The sequence below is a fragment of the Cellvibrio sp. OA-2007 genome (assembly GCF_000953825.1).
Taxonomy (GTDB): Bacteria; Pseudomonadota; Gammaproteobacteria; order Pseudomonadales; family Cellvibrionaceae; genus Cellvibrio.
In genome coordinates, this window is record NZ_BBUL01000096.1 from 170,140 (window position 1) to 195,918 (window position 25,779).

General features: G+C 48.8%; 18 protein-coding genes and 2 tRNA genes. 8 read left to right on the plus strand and 12 right to left on the minus strand.

The window, feature by feature from the left end; translation table 11 throughout:
* Window positions 1-3: 3 nt before the first annotated feature.
* The 3 genes from nadA to AWU77_RS17585 form a co-directional block, all read right to left on the minus strand.
* Window positions 4-1,059, minus strand: coding sequence for a quinolinate synthase NadA (gene nadA / locus AWU77_RS17575; RefSeq protein WP_062066472.1), 1,056 nt, complete (start codon window positions 1,057-1,059; stop codon window positions 4-6).
* A 177-nt stretch (window positions 1,060-1,236) separates the two neighbouring features.
* Window positions 1,237-1,312 (minus strand) — tRNA-Lys (locus tag AWU77_RS17580).
* Between the two features lie 44 nt (window positions 1,313-1,356).
* Window positions 1,357-1,432, minus strand: a tRNA-Lys gene (locus AWU77_RS17585).
* Window positions 1,433-1,736: 304 nt separating this feature from the next.
* Between AWU77_RS17585 and AWU77_RS20200 the strand changes: the two genes are divergently transcribed.
* The gene (locus AWU77_RS20200; protein WP_193747557.1) at window positions 1,737-5,624 is read left to right on the plus strand and encodes an EAL domain-containing protein; all 3,888 of its coding nucleotides are present in this window, start codon (window positions 1,737-1,739) and stop codon (window positions 5,622-5,624) included.
* Window positions 5,625-5,628: 4 nt separating this feature from the next.
* On the opposite strand, the gene queC is transcribed toward AWU77_RS20200, so the two are convergent.
* Window positions 5,629-6,306 (minus strand): 7-cyano-7-deazaguanine synthase QueC, encoded by a 678-nt coding sequence (gene queC / locus AWU77_RS17600; RefSeq protein WP_062066477.1) that lies wholly within the window; start codon window positions 6,304-6,306, stop codon window positions 5,629-5,631.
* 72 nt (window positions 6,307-6,378) lie between these two features.
* Window positions 6,379-7,041, minus strand: coding sequence for a 7-carboxy-7-deazaguanine synthase QueE (queE, locus tag AWU77_RS17605; RefSeq protein ID WP_084618533.1), 663 nt, complete (start codon window positions 7,039-7,041; stop codon window positions 6,379-6,381).
* A 175-nt stretch (window positions 7,042-7,216) separates the two neighbouring features.
* Between queE and AWU77_RS17610 the strand changes: the two genes are divergently transcribed.
* Window positions 7,217-7,534, plus strand: coding sequence for a hypothetical protein (locus AWU77_RS17610; RefSeq protein ID WP_062066481.1), 318 nt, complete (start codon window positions 7,217-7,219; stop codon window positions 7,532-7,534).
* Between the two features lie 82 nt (window positions 7,535-7,616).
* Here the strand turns inward: AWU77_RS17610 and corA are convergent, their stop codons facing one another.
* Window positions 7,617-8,573, minus strand: a complete 957-nt coding sequence (gene corA / locus AWU77_RS17615; protein ID WP_062066484.1) for a magnesium/cobalt transporter CorA — start codon at window positions 8,571-8,573, stop codon at window positions 7,617-7,619.
* Between the two features lie 127 nt (window positions 8,574-8,700).
* Complete coding sequence (gene lpxL, locus AWU77_RS17620; RefSeq protein ID WP_062066905.1) at window positions 8,701-9,636, minus strand: LpxL/LpxP family Kdo(2)-lipid IV(A) lauroyl/palmitoleoyl acyltransferase; 936 nt, start codon at window positions 9,634-9,636, stop codon at window positions 8,701-8,703.
* Between the two features lie 191 nt (window positions 9,637-9,827).
* Here lpxL and AWU77_RS17625 point away from each other — a divergent pair, with 191 nt between their 5' ends.
* Window positions 9,828-10,142, plus strand: a complete 315-nt coding sequence (locus AWU77_RS17625) for a hypothetical protein (RefSeq protein ID WP_062066487.1) — start codon at window positions 9,828-9,830, stop codon at window positions 10,140-10,142.
* A gap of 48 nt (window positions 10,143-10,190) precedes the next feature.
* On the opposite strand, the gene grxD is transcribed toward AWU77_RS17625, so the two are convergent.
* A complete protein-coding gene (gene grxD, locus AWU77_RS17630) occupies window positions 10,191-10,508 on the minus strand; it encodes a Grx4 family monothiol glutaredoxin (RefSeq protein WP_062066490.1) in 318 nt (105 codons plus the stop codon).
* 253 nt (window positions 10,509-10,761) lie between these two features.
* Between grxD and AWU77_RS17635 the strand changes: the two genes are divergently transcribed.
* Window positions 10,762-12,288, plus strand: a complete 1,527-nt coding sequence (locus tag AWU77_RS17635) for an ATP-binding protein (protein WP_062066493.1) — start codon at window positions 10,762-10,764, stop codon at window positions 12,286-12,288.
* On the plus strand, window positions 12,285-12,947 hold the full coding sequence (locus AWU77_RS17640; protein ID WP_062066496.1) for a response regulator: 663 nt from the start codon (window positions 12,285-12,287) through the stop codon (window positions 12,945-12,947). The genes AWU77_RS17635 and AWU77_RS17640 overlap by 4 nt, the downstream gene beginning before the upstream one ends.
* Before the next feature lie 180 nt (window positions 12,948-13,127).
* On the opposite strand, the gene AWU77_RS17645 is transcribed toward AWU77_RS17640, so the two are convergent.
* The 4 genes from AWU77_RS17645 to AWU77_RS17660 all read right to left on the minus strand — a co-directional run bounded on the left by AWU77_RS17645 (window position 13,128) and on the right by AWU77_RS17660 (window position 20,631).
* Entirely contained in the window at window positions 13,128-14,726 is a 1,599-nt protein-coding gene (locus AWU77_RS17645) for a methyl-accepting chemotaxis protein (RefSeq protein WP_062066499.1), read from the minus strand.
* A 60-nt stretch (window positions 14,727-14,786) separates the two neighbouring features.
* Window positions 14,787-15,890, minus strand: coding sequence for a carbohydrate porin (locus AWU77_RS17650; RefSeq protein ID WP_062066502.1), 1,104 nt, complete (start codon window positions 15,888-15,890; stop codon window positions 14,787-14,789).
* A gap of 189 nt (window positions 15,891-16,079) precedes the next feature.
* Window positions 16,080-18,500, minus strand: a complete 2,421-nt coding sequence (gene hrpB, locus AWU77_RS17655; protein WP_062066505.1) for an ATP-dependent helicase HrpB — start codon at window positions 18,498-18,500, stop codon at window positions 16,080-16,082.
* 43 nt (window positions 18,501-18,543) lie between these two features.
* On the minus strand, window positions 18,544-20,631 hold the full coding sequence (locus AWU77_RS17660) for a TonB-dependent receptor domain-containing protein (RefSeq protein ID WP_062066508.1): 2,088 nt from the start codon (window positions 20,629-20,631) through the stop codon (window positions 18,544-18,546).
* 171 nt (window positions 20,632-20,802) lie between these two features.
* Here AWU77_RS17660 and AWU77_RS17665 point away from each other — a divergent pair, with 171 nt between their 5' ends.
* From AWU77_RS17665 to argF, 3 genes are all read left to right on the plus strand, one after another.
* Window positions 20,803-23,250, plus strand: coding sequence for a response regulator (locus AWU77_RS17665; protein WP_062066511.1), 2,448 nt, complete (start codon window positions 20,803-20,805; stop codon window positions 23,248-23,250).
* A gap of 249 nt (window positions 23,251-23,499) precedes the next feature.
* Window positions 23,500-24,663 (plus strand): aspartate aminotransferase family protein, encoded by a 1,164-nt coding sequence (locus AWU77_RS17670; protein WP_062066908.1) that lies wholly within the window; start codon window positions 23,500-23,502, stop codon window positions 24,661-24,663.
* A gap of 67 nt (window positions 24,664-24,730) precedes the next feature.
* Window positions 24,731-25,648 carry an ornithine carbamoyltransferase gene (argF, locus tag AWU77_RS17675; RefSeq protein ID WP_062066911.1) on the plus strand — a complete coding sequence of 306 codons (918 nt, stop codon included), beginning with the start codon at window positions 24,731-24,733 and terminating at the stop codon, window positions 25,646-25,648.
* The last annotated feature ends 131 nt before the right edge of the window (window positions 25,649-25,779 follow it).

Sequence of the window (25,779 nt, forward strand, 5' to 3'; positions counted from 1 at the left end):
ACCTTATTTTTTAAAATCCAGCATACGCTGCAGTGGAATCATTGCCTGTTTACCCAAAGCAGGATCGACATGAATTTCATTGTCTGACCGTTCAAATACTGTGGCGAGGTTGTCGAGCACATTCATCGCCATCCAGGGGCAGTTAGCGCAGGAACGACAAGTCGCACCACTACCGGCAGTCGGAGCGATATGGAATATCTTGTCGGGATTAACCTGCTGCATCTTGTAGAAGATGCCTTGATCTGTCGCAACGATAAACTCTTTGTTAGGCAAAGTGCCCGCTGCTTTAATCAGCTGCGAGGTGGAGCCAACTACATCAGCCAAATCCACCACCGACTTGGGTGATTCAGGGTGCACCAATACCGCCGCATCGGGATACAGGATTTTAAGATCCTCCACCCCCTTGGCTTTAAATTCTTCATGCACAATGCAAGCGCCATCCCAGAGCAATACATCGGCACCGGTTTTTTGCTGTACATAGCCACCGAGATGTTTATCCGGCGCCCAGAGAATTTTTTTGCCCTGGCGGTCCAGATAGTCCACCACATCCAACGCAATACTGGAGGTAACCACCCAATCGGCGCGCGCTTTTACCGCCGCCGAGGTATTGGCATAGACAACTACGGTGCGGTCCGGATGTTGATCGCAGAATGCGGAGAACTCATCGATAGGGCAACCCAAATCCAGCGAGCAGGTCGCTTCAAGTGTGGGCATAAGCACGCGTTTTTCTGGGGTGAGAATCTTGGCGGTCTCACCCATAAACTTCACCCCGGCAACGATCAAGGTGTCAGCTGAGTGATTTTTACCAAAACGCGCCATTTCCAGCGAGTCCGACACGCAGCCGCCCGTTTCTTCGGCGAGCGCTTGAATTAACGGATCTGTGTAGTAGTGTGCAACCAGGACGGCATTGTGCTGCTTGAGCAGGGCTTTAATACGGGCCTTGTAGTCAGCCTCTTGCTCGGGAGTGTACTGGGGGGCACTCCAGATACGTGCAAGATGCTGCTTGACCAGATCTTCAGCGGCACTATCGCGCACAGCCAAATTCAAAAACTCAGACATATAATCGCCTCACTCAAGCTCACCCGCATTAACGGGCAGTAAATTTGCGCGCAATTTTATCACAGAGCGGCATTTGGATTAGCAGTAATACAAATCACCAATAACCGGGCAGCAGGATTTTTACCCAATAAAAAAGGGCGCTTTGCTAAGCGCCCTTTTTAAAACTTACTCTCAATATGGTGGGTCGTGCTGGATTCGAACCAGCGACCAATTGGTTAAAAGCCAACTGCTCTACCGACTGAGCTAACGACCCACAGGGTTCGCATTTACTATCTTTTTCTGCACCATTTAAGAAAATGGTGGGTCGTGCTGGATTCGAACCAGCGACCAATTGGTTAAAAGCCAACTGCTCTACCGACTGAGCTAACGACCCTAAATGCGAGGCGCGTATAATAATGTTTTGGGCCGAAAAAACAAGGTTTTTTTACGAATAAATGCACATCACTCATTTGGGAAAGATGAATTGGTTATTAAAACGGCTTTTTGTTAATTTTATCGACGCATTCATCAAACCCCGGTGCATAGCGCTTCTTATATTGTCGGAAGAGAAAAACTTTCGCGACAAGGGCACTGGATTTAACCTATCCTTAGCAGGTAATAAACCGAGACCTGAAGTACCGCATCAGGCTCAGAAGGATTAGCGGATTAGTTATCCCAGTCGATAATGAGAACGACGCATGCTTTTTGCCTCACCCGGGGAAGGAATATCGCAGCCACAGCTACCCAGGCTCGCTCAATTACTATTGGTATTCATGGCCTACAGCCTCACCGGCTGGCTGGGTCTTTGTGTACCGTTTGAAAGCGACAGAGTCACGCTCTTCTGGTTGCCAGGAGGGATTGCATTAGCAGCGTTTTATCGCTGGTCACCGCGCCTTTGGCCTGCGGTTTTTTTAGCCGCACTATTGTTGCAAGTATACAGTGGTGCCAACCTCGCCATTAATTTGCTATTGGCGACCAGCAATACTCTCGCCCCGTTATGTGCTCTGTGGTTGTTACGCCGCGCGCACTGCAACCCCACTCAATTACGCCGCGCCAACACTTTCTATTTTCTTATTCTGGGCGCATTAGGCATGCTGGTATCCGCCAGTGTTGGCGGTTTTGCCCTCAACTATTACAACCAAGGCTCATTCGAGACAGGTCTCTACACCGCACTCATCTGGTGGATGGGCGACAGCCTGGGTGTATTTCTCGCAGCACCGCTGCTCACCAATATTAATCGAACCAGTATCGATAAAGTGCTACAGCGCAAACTGGATTTTTTTATTGTATTTACGGTGAGCTTGGCCGTGGGACTCTTTTGCTTTCCGCTTAACAATTTCGACAACAACTTACACTTGCCTATAGTGTTTACCAGTTTTGTTTGTGTCGCTTGGGCAGCACTGTCCTTCGGCTTGCTAGGCAGCGGATTAACTACCATTGGTTTCAGCTTTTTAGCAATTTGGTCTACCGTCAACCAACTAGGTCCATTCGCCCTACCCTCGCAACAACTGAGTTATTGGGTAATTTGGATTTACACCGCGAGTATGACCATTCTGGGCTTGATGATTGCCGCCGCCCACACTGAAATTGCCACCACTACCCACCAGCTGGGAGAGTCCAGCCACGAGCAAGAAAAACAAAAAAAGCACCTGGAAGCTGTTTTGCATGCAATCCCAGATTTGTTGTTTGAAATTGATCGCCAAGGGCATGTGCTGTCTTTTAATGACACCAATCAACATCATATTTTGTCCGCACCCGATGTGTTGGGTCGAAATCTATCAGAGACACTGGCGTCATCATCTGTAACGGTATGGATGAATGCCCTAAGCGAGGCAGATAACTGGGGCATATCACAAGGAAAAAGTATTCGCATATCGCAAGACGAAACCACACTTTGGTATGAACTCTCCATTGCCAAACTAGCTGGCGCACATCGCGAAAGTGATCGATTCATTTGTCTTGCACGCGACATCACCAAACGTGTTCATACCCATCAAACCGACCTTGAAAATGAACAGCGCTTTCGCAATATTTTTGAAGCGACACGCAATATTGCCGTACAGGGCTACAATCGCTTTCACGAAGTGATTTTTTGGAATAAAGCGAGCGAAGATCTCTATAAATTTAGCGCCGCCGAAGCGATGGGGAAAAAGCTGGAAGACCTGATTATTCCCGGTTTTATGCGCGAAGGGGTACATCAGGCAATTGAAGACTGGCATGAAAAAGACGAAGCCATTCCCTCGGGAGAGCTAGCCCTGAAAGATGCCCACGGCAATGAGGTCTGGGTGTATTCCAACCATGTGCTTATCGACACTCCCGATCACAAAGAAATGTATTGCCTCGATATAGATTTGGGCCCGCAACGAAAAGCCCTACTGCAAGCCGAGCAAGAGCTGGTTGAACGCAAACAAGTAGAAGTTGCATTGCGACAAAGTGAGCAGCGTCTGGAAAGTGCGCAACTCATGGCGCGCATTGCGCACTGGAGCTGGAATCCCGCATCGGACAACTACCAGTTCAGCTCATCCATGAAAGAACTATTTTCCCTACCAGATGAGTTTCTCAATGCAAAAATGAGTGACTTCATTAATCAATTTATCTACGTTGATGACCGCGATGCGGTTACCCACGCACTCACTGAAAGCCTACGCTACCACCAACCCCTGGCACTGGAAGCTCGCGTAGAAATTGCCGGACAAAAATTCTGGTTACAACTGCAAGGCGACACTATCGCCGACACAGAAGGCACCAGCATACAAGGCACTATGCAGGATATTACTGAGCGCAAAGGTCTGGACCTAGCCCTCACGGCAGCCGCAGCTGCAGATGCAGCCTCAGCTCCCGACTTTTTTGTCACCATTCTCAATGCCCTCACTCATGCAATTGGTGCACAGCACGCGGTGATCAGTCTAATAGATAAAGACAACCCCACCATGGCAACCACCCACACCTATTTAATCAACGGGCAGGTACAACCCAACATCAATTACGCACTGCACAACACACCTTGCAGCGATGTGATGGAAGAAAACTTTTGTTTTATGAGCACCGGGGCGCAAAAGCGCTACCCACACGACGAAATCTTGCGCGATTACAACATTGATAGCTACCTAGGCGTCGGCATCAAAAATGCCCAGGGCGCAGCCATTGGTATTCTGGTATTAATGGCCGAACACCCACTGCCTATTTCAGCGCAAATCAATTCCTTACTACTTATTTTTGCTGATCGTATTGGCGGTGAATTGCGCCGCGCCCAAGATCAGGAAAAAATATTTAACCTCGCCTTTTTTGACCCGCTCACTCACTTGCTCAACCGACGCATGCTGCAGGATCGACTTAAATTACTGACTGCACAAAGTGCACGCACCCATCAACACGGCGCACTATTATTTATCGATATAGATCACTTCAAATTGCTCAACGACACCCGCGGACACCACATTGGCGACCAACTGCTCGTTCAAGTAGGCGAGCGAATTAGCAGTATTATCCGCGCAACTGATTTGGCGGCACGCTTGGGCGGCGATGAATTTGTGGTGGTGTTTGATAACCTGGGCGATAACGCTGAAATGGCGGCACAAGAAGCCAAAAAACGCGCAGAAGAACTACATGATTTAATTAATTTACCCTATCCACTACAACAATCCGTTTTTCATTGCACCATCAGTATTGGGGTGAATTTATTTAAAGGCCAGACCCGCAGTATTGATGATTTATTGCGCCATGCCGATGTTGCCATGTACCAAGCCAAAGACAGCGGCCGCAACGCAATTCGTTTTTTTGATCCCAATATGCAATCACATCTGGAAAAACGCGCAGCTATTGAAGCAGATCTGCGCACCGCCTACGAATCCCAGCAACAGCTAATCCCTTATTATCAAGTACAAATCAACAGCCAGGGCAAGGCACTCGGCGCAGAACTTTTATTGCGTTGGAAGCACCCAGTTAACGGCATGATTTCACCCGCTGACTTTATCCCCGTGGCGGAACAAACCGGTTTAATTATCGCCATCGGGCGCCATGTGATTCGCCAAGCCTGCGAACAATTGCGGCAATGGAGTCAGCATCCCCAATTTGCATCACTCAGCATTGCCGTTAATGTTAGCCCCATTCAATTCAATCAGGCTCAGTTTGTAGAGGAAGTGTTAGATATAGTCAAAAACAGCAATATTAAGCCGCGCCTATTAAAACTCGAACTCACCGAAAGCTCACTGCTGAAAAATGTTGATCAAAGCATTGAAAAAATGCAGCAATTGCAAGACAACGGTATCGGCTTTTCCATGGATGATTTTGGCATCGGCTACTCCTCGCTGTCCTATCTCAAACGCCTGCCGCTTGACCAATTAAAAATTGATCAAACATTTGTGCGCGATATTGCGATTGACCCTAACGATGCGATTATTGCGCGCACCATTATTGCGATGGCACAGAATATGAATTTGCAGGTTATTGCAGAAGGTGTAGAAACTGAGGCGCAAAAAACATTCCTGGAACAAAATGGTTGCTCCATGTTCCAGGGTTACTATTTTGGTAGGCCAGTGGCAGTAGCAGAATTTGAGCAGCAGCTCATCGAGCGGAAGTACTGTTAATAAATTAACTTTGATAATGCGTAGGGTCTGCAATACCCGCTTGCACAAATCCCTGCTTGCGCAGGCGGCAGCTATCGCATTTTCCGCAAGCTTCACCCTGATCGTTGGCCTGGTAACAAGACACGGTCAAACTGTAATCCACCCCCAGCGCCAAACCTAACTGCACAATTTCCGCTTTGCTTAAGTGAATCAGCGGGGTGCGGATACGCAACTTATTACCCTCGGCACCCGCACGAGTTGCCAAGTTCGCCATGGCCTCATAAGCGGCAATATATTCGGGGCGACAATCAGGATAGCCAGAAAAATCCACCGCATTTACGCCGATAAAAATATCGTCGCAACCCAGCACTTCCGCCCAACCCAATGCAATCGACAAAAACACCGTATTGCGCGCAGGCACATAGGTAACTGGAATCCCGCCCGTCTCCTCTTCCGGCACTGCAATCGCATCATCGGTCAGCGCTGAACCGCCAATGGAGCGCAAATCCAATTTAATAACCTTGTGTTCAACTGCACCCAAGGCTTTGGCCGTGCGCTCCGCCGCGCGCAACTCTGAACTGTGACGCTGACCATAATCAAAACTCATGGAGTAACAGGCATAACCTTCACTGCGCGCAATTGCCAATACTGTGGTGGAATCCAGACCGCCCGAGACAAGTACTACGGCTTTTTTTTGCGTCATAAGAACTACCAAGAAATAAGTATAAAAAGGAGAAATGATTAAATTGGCGATCAGTAAAAAGTGGCGGGATTATCAATGACCAGGAGCGTCATTCCACAAGAGTTTGTGCAACTGCAATTGAAAACGAACCGGCAGATTATCCGCCAGAATCCACTCCGCCAACGCCAGTGGCGTGACTTGGCCAAAACTGGGGGAGAACAAAACCTCTGCTACCTTGCCCACCAATTGATGCTCATCCAATTTGAAGCGCGCCCACTCGTAATCGGCGCGATCGCAAATCACAAATTTGATCTGGTCTTGATTGCTAAGCAACGGAATATTTTCCCAGCGATTGCGCCCTACTTCACCCGAGCCAGGGGTTTTTAAATCCATTACTTTGACTACGCGAGAATCCACATCATCCACCGGCAGAGCGCCGCTGGTTTCAAGCGATACACTATAACCCGCATCGCAGAGCGCGCTCAGCAACGTCAGGCACTCGCGCTGCGCCAGCGGCTCACCACCGGTCACACAAATATAGCGCGGGTTAAAACTGGCTACTTTGGCGAGAATGGCATCGAGCGACAGCCGCTCGCCGCCATAAAAGGCATACTCGGAATCGCAATAACCACAGCGCAGCGGGCAACCGGTCAGGCGCACAAAAACCGTCGGCAACCCGACTGTAGTGGATTCGCCCTGCAGCGAATAGAAAATCTCGGTAATTTTTAAGCTGGCCTGAGTCATTGGCTGGGTCATTGGTTAACATTGCTAGCGCATTGGCTAAAAAGACGCGCAGTTTACCTAAAGGTGGCGCGCGATGCGAGGACAATGCCCAGCGGCGATTTGCCCTGTGAGCGCTGGCGCTGGTATGCTGGCAGATCGCGTTTTTTATCGGAATTGCCCTTAACATTATCAGTCAGTATTGGAATCAATGATCAAACCGACCAAAACCCGCCGTCAACTGCATCAGGAGCTGGAGCAACAAGTCCAAGAGTTCTTGCATAAAGGCGGGCATGTCAATGAAGTTCCGCGTGGCTTGAGTGGTCGTCTGGATGCCAACGGCCCGCTAATCAGTATTTTTGACGGTTCCAGCCAGGAAGATCGCACTCCACTACCGGAAGTGGTGGCGGCCATCGAGGCGCGCAAAAAACCACTGCTGGCATCCAAACCGCAAAAGAAACGCCCCCGTAAAAAAGTGATTCTGGACGACTTCGGCCAACCATTGCGCTGGGAATGGGTTGAAGAATAACTTGGGTTACCAACGTTAGACCATAAAAAACGCCAGAGTAGTGGCCTACTCTGGCGTTTTTTATGGATTTGGATAAGTGAAACTACAGCCAATCTTTGCGTTTGAAATACCAGTAGGGCAAAACGGCCGACAGCAGCATCAGCATCACCGCTACACCAAATCCATATTTCCAATGGCTGTGCGGGATAAATTCAAAGTTCATCCCATAGGCACTGGCGACCACTGTAGGCGGGAGAAATACCATCGCCGCGATAGAGAATATTTTAATGATCTGGTTTTGTTCGATATTGATAAAACCCTGGGTCGAATCCATCAAAAAGTTAATCTTGTCGAACAAAAAGGCGGTGTGCGACATAAGCGTATCCACATCGCGCTTGATCTCACGCGCGGTCTCTTGCAGCTCAAAGGATTCACGCAGATGGCGCTGCAAAAAAGAAATCGACCGCTGGGTATCCATCAGGCACAAACGAATCTTACCGTTGCTGTCTTCCAATTTGGCGAGGCGGTCAATTGCATCTTCTAATTCCGCATCGGCATCTTCCAACACCATATGACTGACATCTTCGAGTTTGCGATGAATGTCCTCCAAGGCGTCGGCGAGGTTTTCCACCTTCTGTTCAAACATGGTTACCAACAGATCCTGCGGTGATGAGACATGCACTTGTCCGGCGCGCGCGCGCATGCGCAGCAAACGGAAATCGGCCAGATCGCCATCGCGCACGGAGATCAAACGCTTGTCTTGTAAGATAAAGGCAACGGTCGCGGTACTGTGGCGACCAGACTCACCGGGCGCCAAAAACAACGAGTGCACATGGATACCGACGCCGTCCTGAAAGTAGCGCGCGGAGAATTCAATCTCTTCTACGTCATCGGACTCAGGCAATTCTGCGCGTAGAAAGGTATTTAACTCTTCGCGCTCTTCGTCGCTGGGCTCGCGAGCATCAATCCAAAGCGCGCTGTTAAGCGCAAGTTTGGTATTTTCCTCTGACTGTTTGTCTTCACGCAGGGTATTACCTTGAACTTTAAACATTCTTAACATCGGTGTTTATCTCCTAAAGTTTCAAGGTTTGCGGGGCGCCTGAGCAATTTGGCGGCTTTATAACATAGGCCAATAAAACTTAATCTATTTTATTAAGTTTTCACGATAAATCGCGCATACAAGGGTATTACTTCTTTTTCTGGTAGAAGCTTGGCTCCCCCGGCGGGCGGGTTTTAAAGCGGCGATGCACCCAAAGATACTGGTCGGGTTTGACACGCACCATGTCCTCAATGATCTTGTTGATACGAGTTGCGTCTACTACATCATCACCACTGGGGAAGTTTTCTAGCGGTGCACCAAAGATCAATTTGTAGTGCCCATTGTCTTCACGGTAATGGGCATAGGGCAACACTACTGCTCGCCCCAATTGGGCAATACGCGCAGTCCCTAATACCGTTGCTGCGGGCACCCCAAAAAAAGGGGCAAACACACTTTGGTCTTTGCCATAGTCCTGGTCCGGCGCGTACCAAACAGCTTCCCCCTGGCGCAACTTTTTAATCAGCTGGCGGGTATCGCTAAACACAATGGCTGAAGTCAGGTATTTTTCACGGGCTTTAATCAAGGCATAGGCTAACAATGGATTGGGGTCTTTGCGATACAACATATGCGCTTGAGCATGGTAGGCAAAAATACGGCCAGCGGGGTCCATAGTCGTGAAGTGACAGCCCAACAACAGCGCACCGCGGCCTGCCGCTTTGGCCGCTTCAATATGCTCCAAGCCTTCAAAGGTATGGCGATCGCGCAGCTTATCTTGCTGCCCCCAGAGTGCCATCACCGATTCCATAATACTAACGCCGCAGTTGCGGATGACACCATCGACAATCTTCTTTTGCGCTTGTGCATCTAGCTCAGGAAAACACAATGCAATATTGGTTTCAGCAATCCGGCGGCGAGCGGGAGCCAACAGATTAAACAACACCCCAATAAACCGGCCAATGGCCATGTTGATAGGTATAGGTAAAAGCGCGCAAACGCGAAAAAAAGCCAGCAGTATCCAAGTCGGCCAATAGCGCGGGCCATAAAATGATGAGTGAAATTTGGGAGAGCTATGTATATCCAAAATATTTACTCGCACAGAAAAGCACAAAAAAAAGCAGCCCCACTTACAGCTACCAATCCTGAAGGCGTGCGGATTATAGCAATCGTATTAAACAGACGAGTAGCTGAAGCAGCAACCATGAGGAAAAACACTTCCAAGGACAAACAAGGCGGGTTTCTGCTAAGGTTAGCCCAGCCCCAAAATGAGCCTTTATTATGCAAATTCGTCAGGTATCCGCCGCGCTGGATCAAAAGCTTGCGCAGCTGGATAAACAACTTAAAAAAGCCGAAGCACAGCGCGCACAACAACATAGCAGTGAGCCAAATCCACAATTAGAGCAGGATATCCTCGCACTCCAGCAAATTCGCGCGAAACTGGTTAAGTCCAAAGACCTCGCCTGGCGCGCACATCAACTGCAATTTCAAAACGATGAGCACAACCGCGCACGCCAGCGTGTTATTGGCTTATCGCTCTGCATTTTTAGTGTGATAGGTGCGGGAGTATTACTGTATTTTGCATTGAATCAATAATCAGGTGATGCGAGCCGGTTGACAGCAACTGTCAACCGGCTAAAAACATTAGCCGGCAACCGCGGCGTCAATCAAAGGCTTCAATTCGCCATTCTCGCTCATCTCGGTGATGATATCGCAACCGCCGATCAACTCACCTTTGACCCACAACTGTGGAAAGGTTGGCCAGTTAGCGAACTTGGGCAACTCGGAGCGGATTTCCGGATTGCTTAAAATATCCACATAGGCAAAACGTTGACCGCAGGCCATCAATGCCTGGGAGGCGCGCAGTGAAAAACCACATTGAGGCGCACTCGGTGAGCCTTTCATATAAAGAATTACAGCATTTTCGCTAATTTGTTGTTTGATCGTATCTAATACGTCCATCTTATCTACCTCGATATTCAGTATGGGGGTTCAATAGGGGCTGTTAATTGGGGCGATTGGGATAATCACAACAGGGCAAGGCCGGATATATCCGAGTATTTTGCTCAAGTATTGCCATTTTACCTCAGCCAGCACCAGCAGGCCAATCGCCATGCGATTGCCAAATCGCTGTTTTTGCTTATCTTGTCTTCAATAGATAGTCTGTCACTAGCGATTTCGCATTCTAGCCATTGCATGAGGGTGATCCAACACCGTGAAGTTCAATCTCCGTATTCAAGTATTTTTAGTCTTTGCCTGTTTTGCTGTACTGCTGACTGGCGGTTTATTTTTGTATTCACGCCTGAGTTTTGAGCACAGTTTCAATCATTACATGGAGCAAAAAGAAGCATCGCGCAATGCCCGCCTTATCGCCGCACTGGAGCGTCACTTCAGCCTCAATGGCAATTGGGGAGCATTTGAAATCAATCCACATTATTGGGAAATATTTGTGTGGCAATACAGCGCCAATCAACGCCAACGCAGTGAGCGACCTATCCCCTTTCCATTTCCACCAGAATTGAATGCGCGAATTAATGATGATGACGAGGATGACAATAAACGCAATCCATTTTTCATGCGCAAGAATACGCAGGAATCGCGCCGGGATGAGCGACGCGACGCAAATGATTTTTTACGTCATCAACCCTACAAACGTTTTATTTTGCTCGATCACCAAGAAACCCTAATCAGCGGAAAAAAATGGCGCAATGAAACCTATTTTTTCAGCGATCTCAATATCAAGGTCGATGGCAAACAGAAATTAATCGGCTACTTGGGCACGCCGATGAATCCCGCCCTGCGCGACCTGCGCGATAATGAATTCGCCAAGCGTCAACAAAATCATTTTTTATTAATGGCTATGGTTGCCCTCGCTATCGCATTAATCTGCGCCATCCCTCTCTCTTATTTATTGACCCAACGCGTAAAAAAATTAGCCGCACACGTACAACAATTAAGTAAAGGTGAATATCAACAACGCCTATCCACTCAAGGCCAAGACGAAATCTCAACGCTTGCGGAAAACCTCAACCATCTCGCTCATACGCTCAACCAAACTGAGCAGGCGCGTAAACGCTGGGTAGCCGATATATCCCACGAGTTGCGCACACCCTTGGCGGTACTCAAAGCAGACCTAGAAGCACTGGAAGATGGCATCAGAAAATTTGATGCGAAAGCAATTACTCGCCTACAAAAACATGCTGCACGGCTCGCCAACTTGGTGAATGATTTATACCAATTATCGCTCACCGACATAGGCGCCATGAGCTACCGCAAACAAGAATGTAATATTGGTGAAATACTCGAAGAATTAAGCATTTCCTTACACGACAAACTCGGCCAGAGCGGACTTACCTTGGAGACGCAATTTCCCGCGGAGCCACTCTTATTATTTGCCGACCCTGAGCGGTTACATCAACTATTCTTGAACTTATTTAACAACAGTATTAATTACACCGAAGCGCCTGGAACGATCCGAGCGACCTTATCTGCCGATACGCAGCAGGCAATTTTTGTCATTGAAGATTCCGCTCCCGGTGTAGCCCCAGAACTGCATGAAAAACTGTTTGAGCGATTGTATCGCGCGGAATCTTCACGCAGCCGTGAAACTGGTGGCGCAGGTTTAGGTCTGAGTATTTGCCGCAATATTGTGGCGGCACACGCAGGCCATGTCAGCATTGAAACAAGCGAACTGGGCGGGCTCAAAGTCTCTGTCTATTTACCACTACAGGAATCTGCATGAACATTTTAATTGTTGAAGATGAAATTGATCTGGGCGAGATATTGCAAGACTATTTAACCAGCGAAGGTTTTTCCGCAACCCTGATTAGTGACGGTGAATTAGGACTGCAAAAAATTCTGACCGAAAAATGGGATTTGATACTGCTGGATTTAATGTTACCCAAACGCGATGGCCTAAGCATTTGTCAGGAAGTGCGCAAAACATCGCAAGTGCCCATTATCATGACCACTGCCAAGGTAGAAGAAATTGATCGTTTGATTGGCTTGGAATTGGGCGCAGATGATTATATTTGCAAGCCCTTTAGCCCGCGCGAAGTGGTTGCACGGGTTAAAGCCGTATTGCGCCGCAGCAATAAAACCAATGACCAACAAGAGGAAGGATTACGCCTAGACAAAGAGCGTCAATACGCTTGTGTTGGTGATAAATGTGTGGAGCTAACCAGTATTGAATTTCGTATTTTGGAAACACTACTGCTTAACAAACAGCGAGTTATTTCGCGCAACTTACTCTTGGAAAATGCTTACACAGATCACCGTGTAGTCAGCGATAGAACCATGGATTCACACATCACCAAATTGCGCAAAAAATTACAACCTATTTGCGATGACGACATCATCCACTCAGTCTATGGCGTAGGCTATCGGCTGCAAATATCCTGAACAGTTCACATTACAAGCCACGGAAGGCGCAACAAAAAACCACTCGCCTCTGCCCCTGATTTTGGCTTTTTTGCACGCTACCACACGGAAATATCACGCACAAAAATCACTTGCACAATTTTTTCATAGTTCTTACGCAATTTTTTCACAATTTTATTCTGTCGGTGCCAAAGTTCCACATCAGGTACGAAATACACTCAGCAAGCCATCGAGTTTACGAAGTTCTCGCTCAAGATAATCGCGCGACTGGCTAGTTTGCTCACCGGATTCATGATTCTGTTTCGCTTGCTGCAAGATAACATCCATACTCCCGGTGATCTGCCGCATAGAATTTTTTTCCTCCTCAGAAGCGCGCTCAATTTGTGAATTCATTTGTCGAATTTGATCGACAGCATTCACAATATTTGAAAAAGCTTGCGATGTATTGGCAATTCGCTCTTTGATGATCAGGGCTTTTTGTTGTGCATCTGCCATCACCTCAACAGCCTTGCTGGAACCCGTGGTTAAATTAGTAATAATTGTTTCAATCGCCTGGGTAGACTCTTGCGTACGTGAGGCAAGGCTGCGCACCTCGTCAGCTACCACAGCAAACCCGCGCCCGGTTTCACCGGCACGCGCCGCTTCAATCGCCGCATTTAATGCCAACAAATTGGTTTGCTCGGCAATACTGCGAATCACCTCCAACATTGCACCTATATTGCGACTATCCGCTACCAGCGCAGAAATAACCTGTGATGCGTTATCAACCTCCTGCACTACCTCATCCACTCCTCGCTGAGCTGACGCCACAATTTGATTGCCCGCATCGGTAATGGCAGTAGCGTCGGTAGACGCACGATTCGCACCTATGGCCGCCTCGGCAACTTTATTGAGCGTGCTGGCAATTCGCTCTACTGCACCTGCCACCTGTGAGATCTCGCGTAACTGGGTGTCACACCCTTTGGCAGCCTGTGTTATCGACTGCGTAATCTGTACGCTGGCCGCCGTAAGAGTATTGTTGCTCAACTGCGCCTGACTAATAAGCGCCTGTAGTTTTTCGACAAAACGATTGAAAGAAAAAGCGAGCAAACCTAACTCAGTAGTAGTATTTTCATTCGGTAGTCGCGCAGTTAAATCGCCAGAGCCAGACGCCAATTCCTGTAGATTTTCAGTAACCCTCAATACAGGTTGCACTATCTTGTTATTGGCAAAAATGAAAATAGCTGCCGCCATGATAATACTGACCAACAGCGCACCAAATAACTTAACCGTTGCCGCGCTCTGCAAAGCAGCCACATTGCCAGTTTCGCTTTCAACCTTACCATCAGCCTCCTCTTCCATTTCACCAATAAACATTAGCAGTTCATCTAACTGGCTATTCAGCGTTTGATATTCCACTGTTGCGTCTGTAGCAGACTGCATTTTATATAATAATGCAGTGCGGGTTTCGCGATACGCGGCAAGCTTTTGATCTAATTCTGCCACTGTATCGCGACTCATTAATCCAGAGCTTTTCATCCGACCAAGCGCATCGTTCTCCATAGCGATAGCATCATCAAACTGCGTTTTTACTTCAGCATACTCTTTCTCTTTGTAATAAAGTTTTTGCAACACAATAATTTGTGCCTCCAAACCAATTTGCCCCTCCATCGCCCCATCAGCCGCATTCCAGGCAGGACCAGAGATATAATCCAATAATGCTCCAAGCTTTTGGGTGGAACTAAACCCAACATAAGTATTAATTCCGATCAGCGTTATAAATACCGCAACTACAAGTATTATCGACTGCTTGATATTCATCTTTCCCTCGCCATATTTCAAAAAATAAAATGTTTAGCTAATTGATAAAAGTGACAACAATTAGAATTCAATATAAGCACGCGCACCTACCGCAAGGGCATCATCAAGACGCTTTTCCATTGCCGGGTTTTGAATATAGTAAAAACTACCCTGTACACTAAGGTGTTCTACCAGCGGGGCAAAATAAGTCAGTTCCCAAGCGGTTTCAGCACGGCCAGATTCACTGTTAGCCACAAGATAAGGATCGCCGTTGCGGGCATAGGCTACCGCCAAACCTAAACCGTCACCTTCCTGCCAAAAACCATTGAATGTAACACCCGTGCCGCCGTAATAGGCCAGCTGATTAAATTCATCATCGGCTTGCCCGAGCTGCAAAAAAATGGCTGCTACATCATTAATATTTTTTTCGGCAATAAAATACACCCCGGTATTTTTATCATTCATTTCACCACTCACCGGGTTTTCCACTTCTGCCGTGTGCTGCCAAGCACCCAAAGCAATTTTATCGCTACTGTCGTTAACCCAACCCCATTCAAGTGCACCAAATACACCATCACCACTATTAAATTGCACATGTGTACCACGTGGATTATCAGGGTCTCCAGGAATACCATCGTAAATCGCAGCCAACAAATAATTTTGTTCGCCGGAAAAGGTAAAATGCAGAGCGGTAGCAGTGGTTGAAAAAATAGAAGGGCCGACCTGTGAGGTGTCCGGCCCTATACCAAAGGATGGATGGGTAAATAAACCCGCCGCTTCAAGCGAGTAAAAAGTGGAATTGTAATCGTGCAAACCAAACAACACTTTTACACTGTCATTGGCAAAACTGTGTTGATACCAAAACTCGTATAACTTTATAGCTTCGTCAGTTGCTATATTAGATACACCCTGCACATCGCCAATATCATCAGATGGGTTTGCGCCCGCATCACCTAATACATATACAAACCATTCACCATTGTCCCACCAGCCTGCAGATTCGGTATCTATCGCCAAGGTCAGATCAAGGTTGGCGAGTTCACTGGAACCTTTCTGAACTCCACCGTCCAAATTAGTAACCGATTCAAGCGTCAGGGCAGCGCCCCATTCGTAGGGAGACTCTGCATAAGCAGAGCCGCAAACGCTTGCCGTAATAGACAAACACAGCGCCAATGTTTTTTTCATAGCCAACAATCCTTCTGCCTCTATTGGGATGACAGCCCCTACCAAGTGGAGGAGCATCAGGGCAATGCTGACTAGCAGTATAGACAGGGATTACAGGTGCCAAGGCGGGGAGTGAAAAAACCTTTTTATTAGCACTGGTTGTTAGTGTTGAAAGATATTTAAAAACACTCTCTTAGACTCAAAAAATAATTAGGTCTGTGGATACTGCTGCGCCAACTTTCTTTTGGTCAATGCCGTTGCCTCATGCTCCAGGGGATTTTCTGGCCAAGGGTGGCGCGGGTAGCGGCCGCGCATTTCTTTGCGTACCTCGGCATAGGCTTGCTGCCAAAACGTTTGCAAATTGGTGGTGATGGCAAGCGGGCTGCCGTTAGGTGAGAGCAGATGAATTTTTAACGGGATTTTTCCGCCACCGAGTTGCAGCTGCTCGCAGCCAAAAAACTCCTGCAATTTAGCCGAGATTTGCGCGCTGCCATCGCTGGTAAATTCAACACTGACATTGCGCCCACTCGGCAAGGTAATTTTTTCCGGCAGCAATTGCGCAATTTTTTGGCAGTGATCAAAACCCAGATAAAATTCCAAAGCCTCTTGCAGCGGCAATTGATCTAAACGTGTTGTTTCATTTAAAAACGGCAGCAGCCATTGCTGCAAATTACCAATCAGTGTTTCATCATCCAGCGCAGGCAAGTCGCATAACTGATGCCTTGCAACCAAACGTGCGCGCTCCAGCAATGCATGCACTTTATCACTCCAGCCTAACTGCGCTATGCCTTTTTCGTTAATTAATCCGCGAATATGTTCCAGCAGCTTTTGCGCAATCTCATTGGCGGGAATTATTTTCCATGCCTCATCAATGACCACACCACCCATTGACCAGCGGGTGTGCTCCTGCCAGCGCTGCTGTTTAAATACCAGTGCCGTTTGCGCTTGGCTTAATTGCCGCTGTTGCTCTGCGGTTAACTGCACAGCGATGCCAACACCGGAATGGCTTTTAGGTTTGGTATTGATCAGCGGGAATACTGCCCAAGGCGATTCCAACTTGCCTTGCACATCCACACTCATGCCGGAATTTAGCCGGTAGCGCCCCGATTCCTGCTTAAAACCTATGCGATCACTAAATGCGCGCGCGAGCAACAATGGTTCCAGCGGTGCCGCATTTTTTTGCAGCGCGAGCACACCGAGCCACCGCTTTTGCTGTTGCTGCCACTGGCGATTGCGCGCGAGTTCACGCGCGGCATCATCTAACAATGCAGAAAAATCTTGCTCTGCGCTCAATTCAAAATGCAGCGCGAGTGCAAGCAACAAGGCTTCATCGCCAATTGTTTTTTCATGCAGTAATAAAAACGCAGCGATGCGTGGATGAGTGCCGAGGGCGCTGACATTTTTTCCCTGCGCACTAATCTGCCCACTGGCGTCCAACAACTGCATTTTTTGTAATTGCTGCTCGGCAAAATTGAGCGCGAGTCGATTCGGCGCCTCCAGCCATGACAGTGAATTAGCCGGGCTGCCCCAGTGCGCAATACGCAGCGCCAGCGGTAAATAATCCGTCGCGCGAATTTCCGGCATATCCGCTGCGGCGAGCGGTTGATCTTGCGACCAGAGACGAATGCAATGCCCTGCCTGCACCCGCCCCGCGCGACCACGGCGCTGTTCAGCGCTGGCCATGCTGATGCGCGATGTGCGCAAGCGCGTAATACCCGTGCGCTGTTCGTAATCGGCGCGGCGCGCCAAGCCTGAATCAATCACCAAGGTCACATCGGCAATGGTGAGCGATGTCTCGGCAATATTGGTCGCCAAAATTAAACGTGCACCTTGCGCCGGATCTAAGGCCGCGGTTTGTTCATTGGAAGGCACCCGGCTGTGCAAACGAAACAGTTTATGGCTGGGAAATTTTTGTGCGATGAGCGCAGCGCAATTTTCTATTTCGCGCCAACCAGGCAAAAACACCAATGTGGTTGTCGTTTGCCACTCGGAATGGGACAGCAGCGCGCGCAGCAATTGCGCTTCAATTTTTTCAGCATTCGCCGGATAAGTGCCCGTGGAAATTTGTTTGGCGGGTTGATATTGCGTTGTAACCGGAAAACAGCGCCCGGGTGCAAATAGGCGATTGCTAATTTGCTGCTGCAATGCCGGGTCAGGTGTTGCACTCATCAACACCAGTTGCAAATCATCGCGCAGGATTTGCACTTCTTGCAAAAATGCCCAGGCCATATCCTGATTCACACTGCGCTCGTGAATTTCATCGAGCATCACACAGGCAACACCATCGAGTGTGGGGTTTTGCAATAAATGTTGCAGCAATACTCCCGGGGTCATTAATACCAAGCGCGTCTCGCTACCCATGCGCGAGTCGTACGGCACTTGATAACCAACTTGCTGCCCCGGCTTTTCATTCAGCAACTGCGCCAAGCGCTGTGCCAAGGCCTGCGCCGCTAATACACGCGGTTGCACCACCCAGACCTGCTGCCCCGCTGGCGCCTGTGCCAAAACCCATAGCGGTGCGAGGGTTGATTTACCCGCGCCCGGTTCAGCCTCTAATAAGAGCGGGGTATTTTGCAGTGCGGCGATAAAATCATCGTGAAGCGCACTCAGTGGTAAATCGGGCAACTGCATAAAAATTCCAAATGAAAAAAATCACGCAATAAAATCAAAAAAATTAGCGAAAATTATGCACCAGACTTATACCGGCCGACAGGTTCCGCCCCAAGGCGGGTTCAAATGCGCGGCCATTGGACTGATTGACGATCACTGAACCCACATAGGTTTCATCGCTCAAGTTAGCCAATTTTAACCACCAATTAACTTGCAACGAGTTTGCAGAATAAGCGCCTCGCGCACTCAGATCCAGGGTGTAAAAATCCGGAGCGTAAACCTGATTATTATCGGCACTATAAATACGCGAGCGCTGTTGCGCGCCTAAATCCAACTGCAACACATCCGTTGCAAACGGCAGCCATTGTACACTGAGCTGGTATTGCTCTCGCGCTACACCGGGCAATTGCCTGCCATTCCACTCACCGGCAGAATAAACCGCGCTGAGCGATTGTAAACTGAATTGCATCAGCAGGTTTGCGTTCAGTGCGTAGCGGCCAAATAATTCATAACCCTTGCGTTCAGTTTCCGCAGCGTTGCGATAACTGGTGCGACCACCCACCGATTGATCCACCACAATTTCGTTTTCAGTTGCGATAATAAATTGCGTCAAATTCAGCTCAAGAAATTCATCGCTTTGATAAGTAATGCCCCACTCCTGTTGGCGATTAAGCGCTGTCTGCAAATCAATATTCAAACCAGTCGCGTCGGATTTGTAAGCCATCTCCGTGAGTGTAGGTGTTTCATAACCACGCCCGCTGCTGGCAAACAATTCCCACTCAGCTGTGAACGCATAATGTGCACCGATTGCAAATGAATCCTCACTGTATTGTCGCGCGCCGGAATCATCGGGATTGCTCGCAAGATTATTGTTGGCACCAGTCGCAGGAGGAACAATAAAATAATCTGTTACCGCAAAATCCAACTGCGAATGGCGAGCGCCGCTATAGAGCATAAATTTTTCGCTGGGGTGCAGTTGAATTAATGAATAAATATCGCGGCTGTTAACCTCGCCAGCTTCATCGCGGCGCAGTTCACCCGCAATACCACGTTCATTAACATAACCACGGCGGTCATCTTGCATTTGCGCAAACTCTGCGCCCACACTGATATCAGTAGGCACATTAAATAATTGCAAGCTATGGGTGAGTGTTACGTTTGCGCCGGAAAAATCCCGCTGCAAATCCACTACCCCACCGCTGCCAGTAATAGCATCACCCGCAAAACCTAAATATTGGGTAATCGCACGTTCTCCTTGCCACAGCCCGGTTTGCCAACGTGTGGCGCCGGTATTGTCGCGCAGGCTAATCGAGTTTTGTTGATGGGTAACACTTTTGCGCGTGTTGTAAATTTCAGCGAGGGGATTTATTTGGGTTGGATTACTGCGCCATTGTTCGACAGTTAAACCGAGCGGATCTTGCAACAGCGGATCATCACTAGCATCGTATTTGATAATAAGGTCGAGATCATTGTCAGTGGTGTAAAACAATTGCAGCGCAATTTGCTCTCGCTCAGCGCGGGAATGAGGGCGCTCGCCATCAATGTTAGTCTTGGCAACTTGTGCGCGCATAGCGATATTATTGTTGCGCCATTCACCACTCAAAAGGTGACGCGCAAGCCCGGGGTCACCGCCAACAAAACTTACCCCAACATTGCTTGTATCGGGTGCGGCTGTTTGTAGTGCAATCACACCACCAGCACCATTGCCATAGAGTGCCGCCATTGGCCCGCGCAATACTTGTACGCTGGCGATATTATCGAGCATCACACTCGCCAATTGCCCTTGGCCATCGGGTGTTGATAGAGGAATGCCATCGACCTGCAGATCAATTCCGCGCACACCAAAAGCAGAGCGCGCGCCAAAGCCGCGCAAACTGATGCGAGTGTCCTGCGCATAATTGCTGCGTGAATCCACTTGCACGCCGGGAATAGTGCGCAACAGTTCGGCGGGATCGAGACGCGCGCCTACGGCAAAATCCTCCGCTGTTTTTTTGACCAAGTGGCGCTTTAATAGCGCATCGGAAGACCGCTCACCCGATACCACCAAAGTCTCCAGCAATTCTGGCGCAGTTTGCGCATGTAAAACATTGGCATGGATAAGTAACAAAGCGCTGGTTAAAAACAGATGCAGATGAGTACTCAAATAATTCATATATATCCAAAAAATGGAGAAAAGTGCTGATCCGCCAGGTAAAAGGCGAACTATTCTGCTAAAAACACAGCAAAGTCTCATCAAATAAAACCAATTTTTACAGTAATGGATAGGTAACCTGTTATTTGGCAAACAGCTTCTATACTCAGAAGTAAACATCAGGAAGATTTTATGCAACAAGAATTCCGCAACCAGCTGGAGCGGCTGCGCCAACAGTTCGCCGCAAGCTTACCTGAGCGGGCGCATCGCCTGGAAGAAATCTGGAGCCACTTGCGTCACCTTAACTGGAGCGCGCAAGGTATAGCCGCGCTACAACAATTTGCGCACAAACTCGTCGAGGCAGCTACCAGCTTTGGTTTTCCAGAATTGCACCAAGCTGCGCTGCAGTTAGAAAATTTTATTACCGAATTAAATGAATTAGGGCGCAGTTTTGGCGGCTTGGAATACGCACAACTGGAAGATCATGTCGAACACCTGAGTCAAATAATGGCCGCCACTGCGGGTGGCAAAGCTTTGCAAGCCCCCCTCCCCTCAATTGCCATCAAAAATAGTGAGGAGACGCAGGGAAAAACCATTTTTTTAATAGATCCAGACCGAATTCTTGCGGCACTTTGCAGCGCATATTTACGCAACGCTGGATTTACCGTGGAGCATTTCGACAACCCGCAAACCTGTATGCAGCAGCTCTATTTGGATTCGCCTGCGGCTATTTTGATGGATCCGGATTTTGAGCGTTCAGGCATGCAAGCATTGGGCAGCCTACATCAGATCAAATCACTGCTCACCAGAGACACCCCCATCTTGCTGATGTCCGGACGCACCGATGTCAATGCCAAATTACGCGCTCTGCGCGCCGGCAGTAGCGATTATCTAACCAAGCCACTCGATTTTGACTTTTTGGTCGAGAAGTTGATCAACATCATCACACTTCACACCAAAGTTCAGCGTGTAATGATTGTTGACGACGACCCCGCTATGACCAGTTTACAGGCTGAAATTTTGCGCTATGCGGGAATGGAGGTACTGTGCCTCAACAAACCACTCCACAGCTTGCAGCAGGCCGCCAAATTCAAACCTGACTTGGTTATTTTGGATATGCACATGCCCGATATTAATGGCATGGAACTGGCGGTACTGTTGCGGCAGGACCCCGAGTTTTTGTTGTTACCGATTATTTTTGTCACCGCCGATACCGATACAAACCTGCATAAAAGCATCAAAGCACTTGGCGTCAACGCCCTACTGACCAAGCCCTTTGAAGTTGCAGAATTGATCAACGTATGCGAACAGGCGCTCGCCGATACGTCGGCGTTGAAAAATCGCGTCGCACGTGTGACTCGTCAAGCGCAGCAGCCGCAACAACTTAACCGCAGTTATTTTTTTAGTGCGCTGGAAGATGAATTACAAAACAACAGCTTGGGGAATCAAAATAGTGCGCTCTACTATTTCAGCATCGACAAACTGGAAGAGCTAAGTAAACAATTAGGGCAAGTTGCACTGCTTGATTTGCACGATCAATTTTGTCGCCGCCTCAACGAAACAGCTGGTAGTGATGAACAGTGGATTGATTTATCCCCTATGGTCGCTTGCGTACTGGCAAGCAAGCGCAGCACAGAATTCCATCGTCAGCGCGGCGAGCAATTTGTCAAACACCTGAGCAGCCAAGCCTATAGCACCAAAGGAAAATCGCTCAGCCTAGAGTTTAAACTGGGAGTAGCCTCTTTAGAACACGCCTTGGGCACCGCCAACAATGCACTCTTGCGTGCCGAACAAGCATTTGAAGAAAGCATTAACGGCACCACACCAATTAATAACACAACAGCTAACAGCGAGAAAAACCTGCCCGACTTTTCCCAAGTTGTGTTCAGCCGTGATCTAACACTCGCATTCCAGCCAATTATTAGTCTGGAAGATGCGCACATTGAACACTTCGCAGTACTCACGCGCCTGCGCGGTGAGGATGGCGAACCCATAGCGGCAGGGCAATTTTTAAGCCGCCTTACCCAACCGGGCAAACGGGTGGAGCTAGATCGCTGGGCACTGCAACAGGCAGTGAGTGCGATTGCGGAAAATAGCGAGACTCGCGAACAGGCGACACTGTTTATTCATTTGGCCGAAGAAACCTTGCAGCAAAGCGCCTTTTTTTCTTTTGCTGCCAACGTGTTGCGCTCATCGCGTTTGCGCGGTGACGAGCGACTGGTATTTATGCTGGAGGAAAGCTGGATCATCAATCACTTCCACCAAGCCCGTGAAATCGCCAAAGCGCTACGCGATATTCACTGTGGTATTTGTATTACCCGCGCCGGAGAGAATGAACAAATTTTGTCGCTACTGGAAGATCTGGCATTTAACTACATGCGTCTCTCACCCAAACTGACCAGCGATGCCACTAACCCCAAACTATTAGAGCGGTTGATCACCTCCGCCACCGGTCGCGGCATTAAAGTTATCGCTACGCAAATTGAAAACTCGCACAACCTTTCCAGTCTATGGATGCAGGGCGTGCGCTTATTCGAAGGCTTTTTTATCCAGCCACCAGATAGCGCCTTTCATCTACAAAACGACATTATTTTTGCTAAAGAGTTTGTACAGGGCAGCAGCTTTAACTCTTCGCAATAAGCATAAAACCAGCCCAAATTTGCCAATAATCGCAATAACTTATATATTTACTGCCTGTTTTTTGCCGCGTACAGACTGGACTCCAGCAATGTCCCATCGGCAGCAACTGCTGATGCAGCAAAACAGCTCTGATTAACGCCCCCTGATCAACGACTCGTAAGCCTGTCACTGATGGGCTTTGGCGAATTGTTTTTTCACACAAGACACTTTTTATTATTAACGCTGCGGCGTTATTTTTTGGAGAACAGCATGTCCACGCTCATGAATACTTATGGCACCAGAACTCTGACCCTGACCAAGGGCGAGGGCAGCCGAGTATGGGATGACAGTGGCAAATCCTATCTCGATGCGATCAGCGGCATTGCCGTGTGTGGTCTCGGCTACTCACACCCCGCTGTTACCAAAGCCTTGAGCGAACAAGCGGCAACCCTGCTGCACGTCTCCAATTTATACAATATTCCCCAACAGCAGCAGTTGGCAGACCTACTGATTCAGGTATCGGGCATGGAAAAAGTCTTCTTTTCCAACTCCGGCGCCGAAGCCAACGAAGCCGCCATCAAAATCGCCCGTAAATACGGCAATGATAAGGGCGTGAAGAGTCCGACTATTATAGTCATGAGCAACAGTTTCCATGGCAGAACCATGGCGACCCTGACCGCTACCGGCAATACCAAAGTGCAAATCGGTTTTGAGCCATTGGTAGAGGGTTTTATCCGCGTACCCTATGACGATGTAGCCGCCGTCAAAGCCGCTGTTGCTGAGCACAGCAACATAGTCGCTATTCTGGTGGAGCCGGTGCAAGGTGAAGGTGGTGTGCGGGTGCCTGCCACTGATTATTTGAACCAACTGCGCACCATCGCCGATCAGCATGATCTGCTGTTGATGCTCGATGAGATTCAAACGGGCAATGGCCGTACCGGTACTTTTTTCGCCTATCAACACAATAACCTGCTGCCCGACGTAGTCACCACCGCAAAAGGTTTGGGCAATGGCATGCCGATTGGCGCCTGCCTCGCGCGCGGTAAAGCGGCAGAGGTGCTGCAACCAGGCAATCATGGCACCACCTTCGGTGGCAACCCGCTCGCCTGTAGCGCGGGCATTGCAGTGATCGAAACCCTGCAAGCAACGAATTTAATTGCACGGGTAAAAGTGTTGGGCGATAAATTACTGGCCGACTTTAAAGCTGCTTTGGCGGGCAATGCCAAGGTGACCGATATTCGCGGCAAAGGCTTGATGATTGGTATCGAACTCAATGCGCCCTGCCCGGAGCTGGTTCAGAAAGGCCGCGATTTGGGTGTGCTGATTAACGTGACCGCCGTTAACACTATTCGTTTACTGCCGACGTTTATTCTCACCGACGCCGAAGCCGATGAGCTGGTCAATAAAGTCGTGCAATTAGTTAACGAGTTTTAACCTTTAGTTACTGAGTTTTAAATAGGCGCGCGCATAAGGCGCGCGCTGCAATAAAAGAGCAATGATTATGGTTCCCCCAAAGGCACCGAGACATTTTCTAACCCTCGCTGATATTAACCGCGCCGAACTGCAACAGATAATTGCGCGCGCCATCGAACTCAAAGCCATGCTGGCCCAAGGCACCGCCCCTGAGCCGTTTAACAACAAAGTATTGGCGATGATTTTTGAGAAAAACTCCACTCGCACCCGCGTTTCATTCGAATCCGGTATGGCGAAGCTGGGTGGCCATGCGATCTTTTTGTCCACCAAAGACTCCCAACTCGGTCGCGGCGAGCCTATCGAAGACGCTGCGCGCTGCATTGCCAGCATGGTCGATATGGTGATGATCCGCACCTATGCGCATAGCACCGTTGAGCGCTTCGCGGAATATTCACGCGTACCAGTGATCAACGGCTTGACCGATGAGTATCACCCCTGCCAGCTGCTGGCCGACATCCAAACTTACGTGGAAAAACGCGGATCGCTTGCGGGCAAAACCGTCGCCTGGGTAGGTGATGGCAACAATATGTGCAACACCTATATTGAAGCTGCTGAACTGTGTGACTTTGAATTGCGTATCGCCACCCCCAAGGGTTTTGAACCGGAAGATGAATTCGTCACGCCTTATCAAGATCGTGTCAACCTGAGCAATGACCCGCGCGCAGCAGTCGCCGGTGCTGACCTGGTTGTTACCGACACTTGGGCCTCTATGGGTCAGGAAGATGAAAAGAAACAGCGCGAAAAAATCTTCAGCGGCTACCAAGTCAATAAAGAGCTGATGAGCCTAGCCAAAGCCGATGCGCTCTTTATGCACTGCTTGCCCGCCTATCGCGGCAAAGAGGTGACCGCCGAAATCCTCGATGCACCCGATGCGGTAATCTGGGAAGAAGCGGAGAACCGTATGCATGCACAAAATGCGCTGATGGAGTTCCTGTTTAACCAGTAACCGCCAACTACCGCACGCAAACCGGCGTAAAAAGTAAAACCCGCTAATTCGACAGAATTAGCGGGTTTTTTATTGAGCACTAAAATAACGCACAAAAAAGACAACGTTGTCCATCAATGCACCCAAGCGAA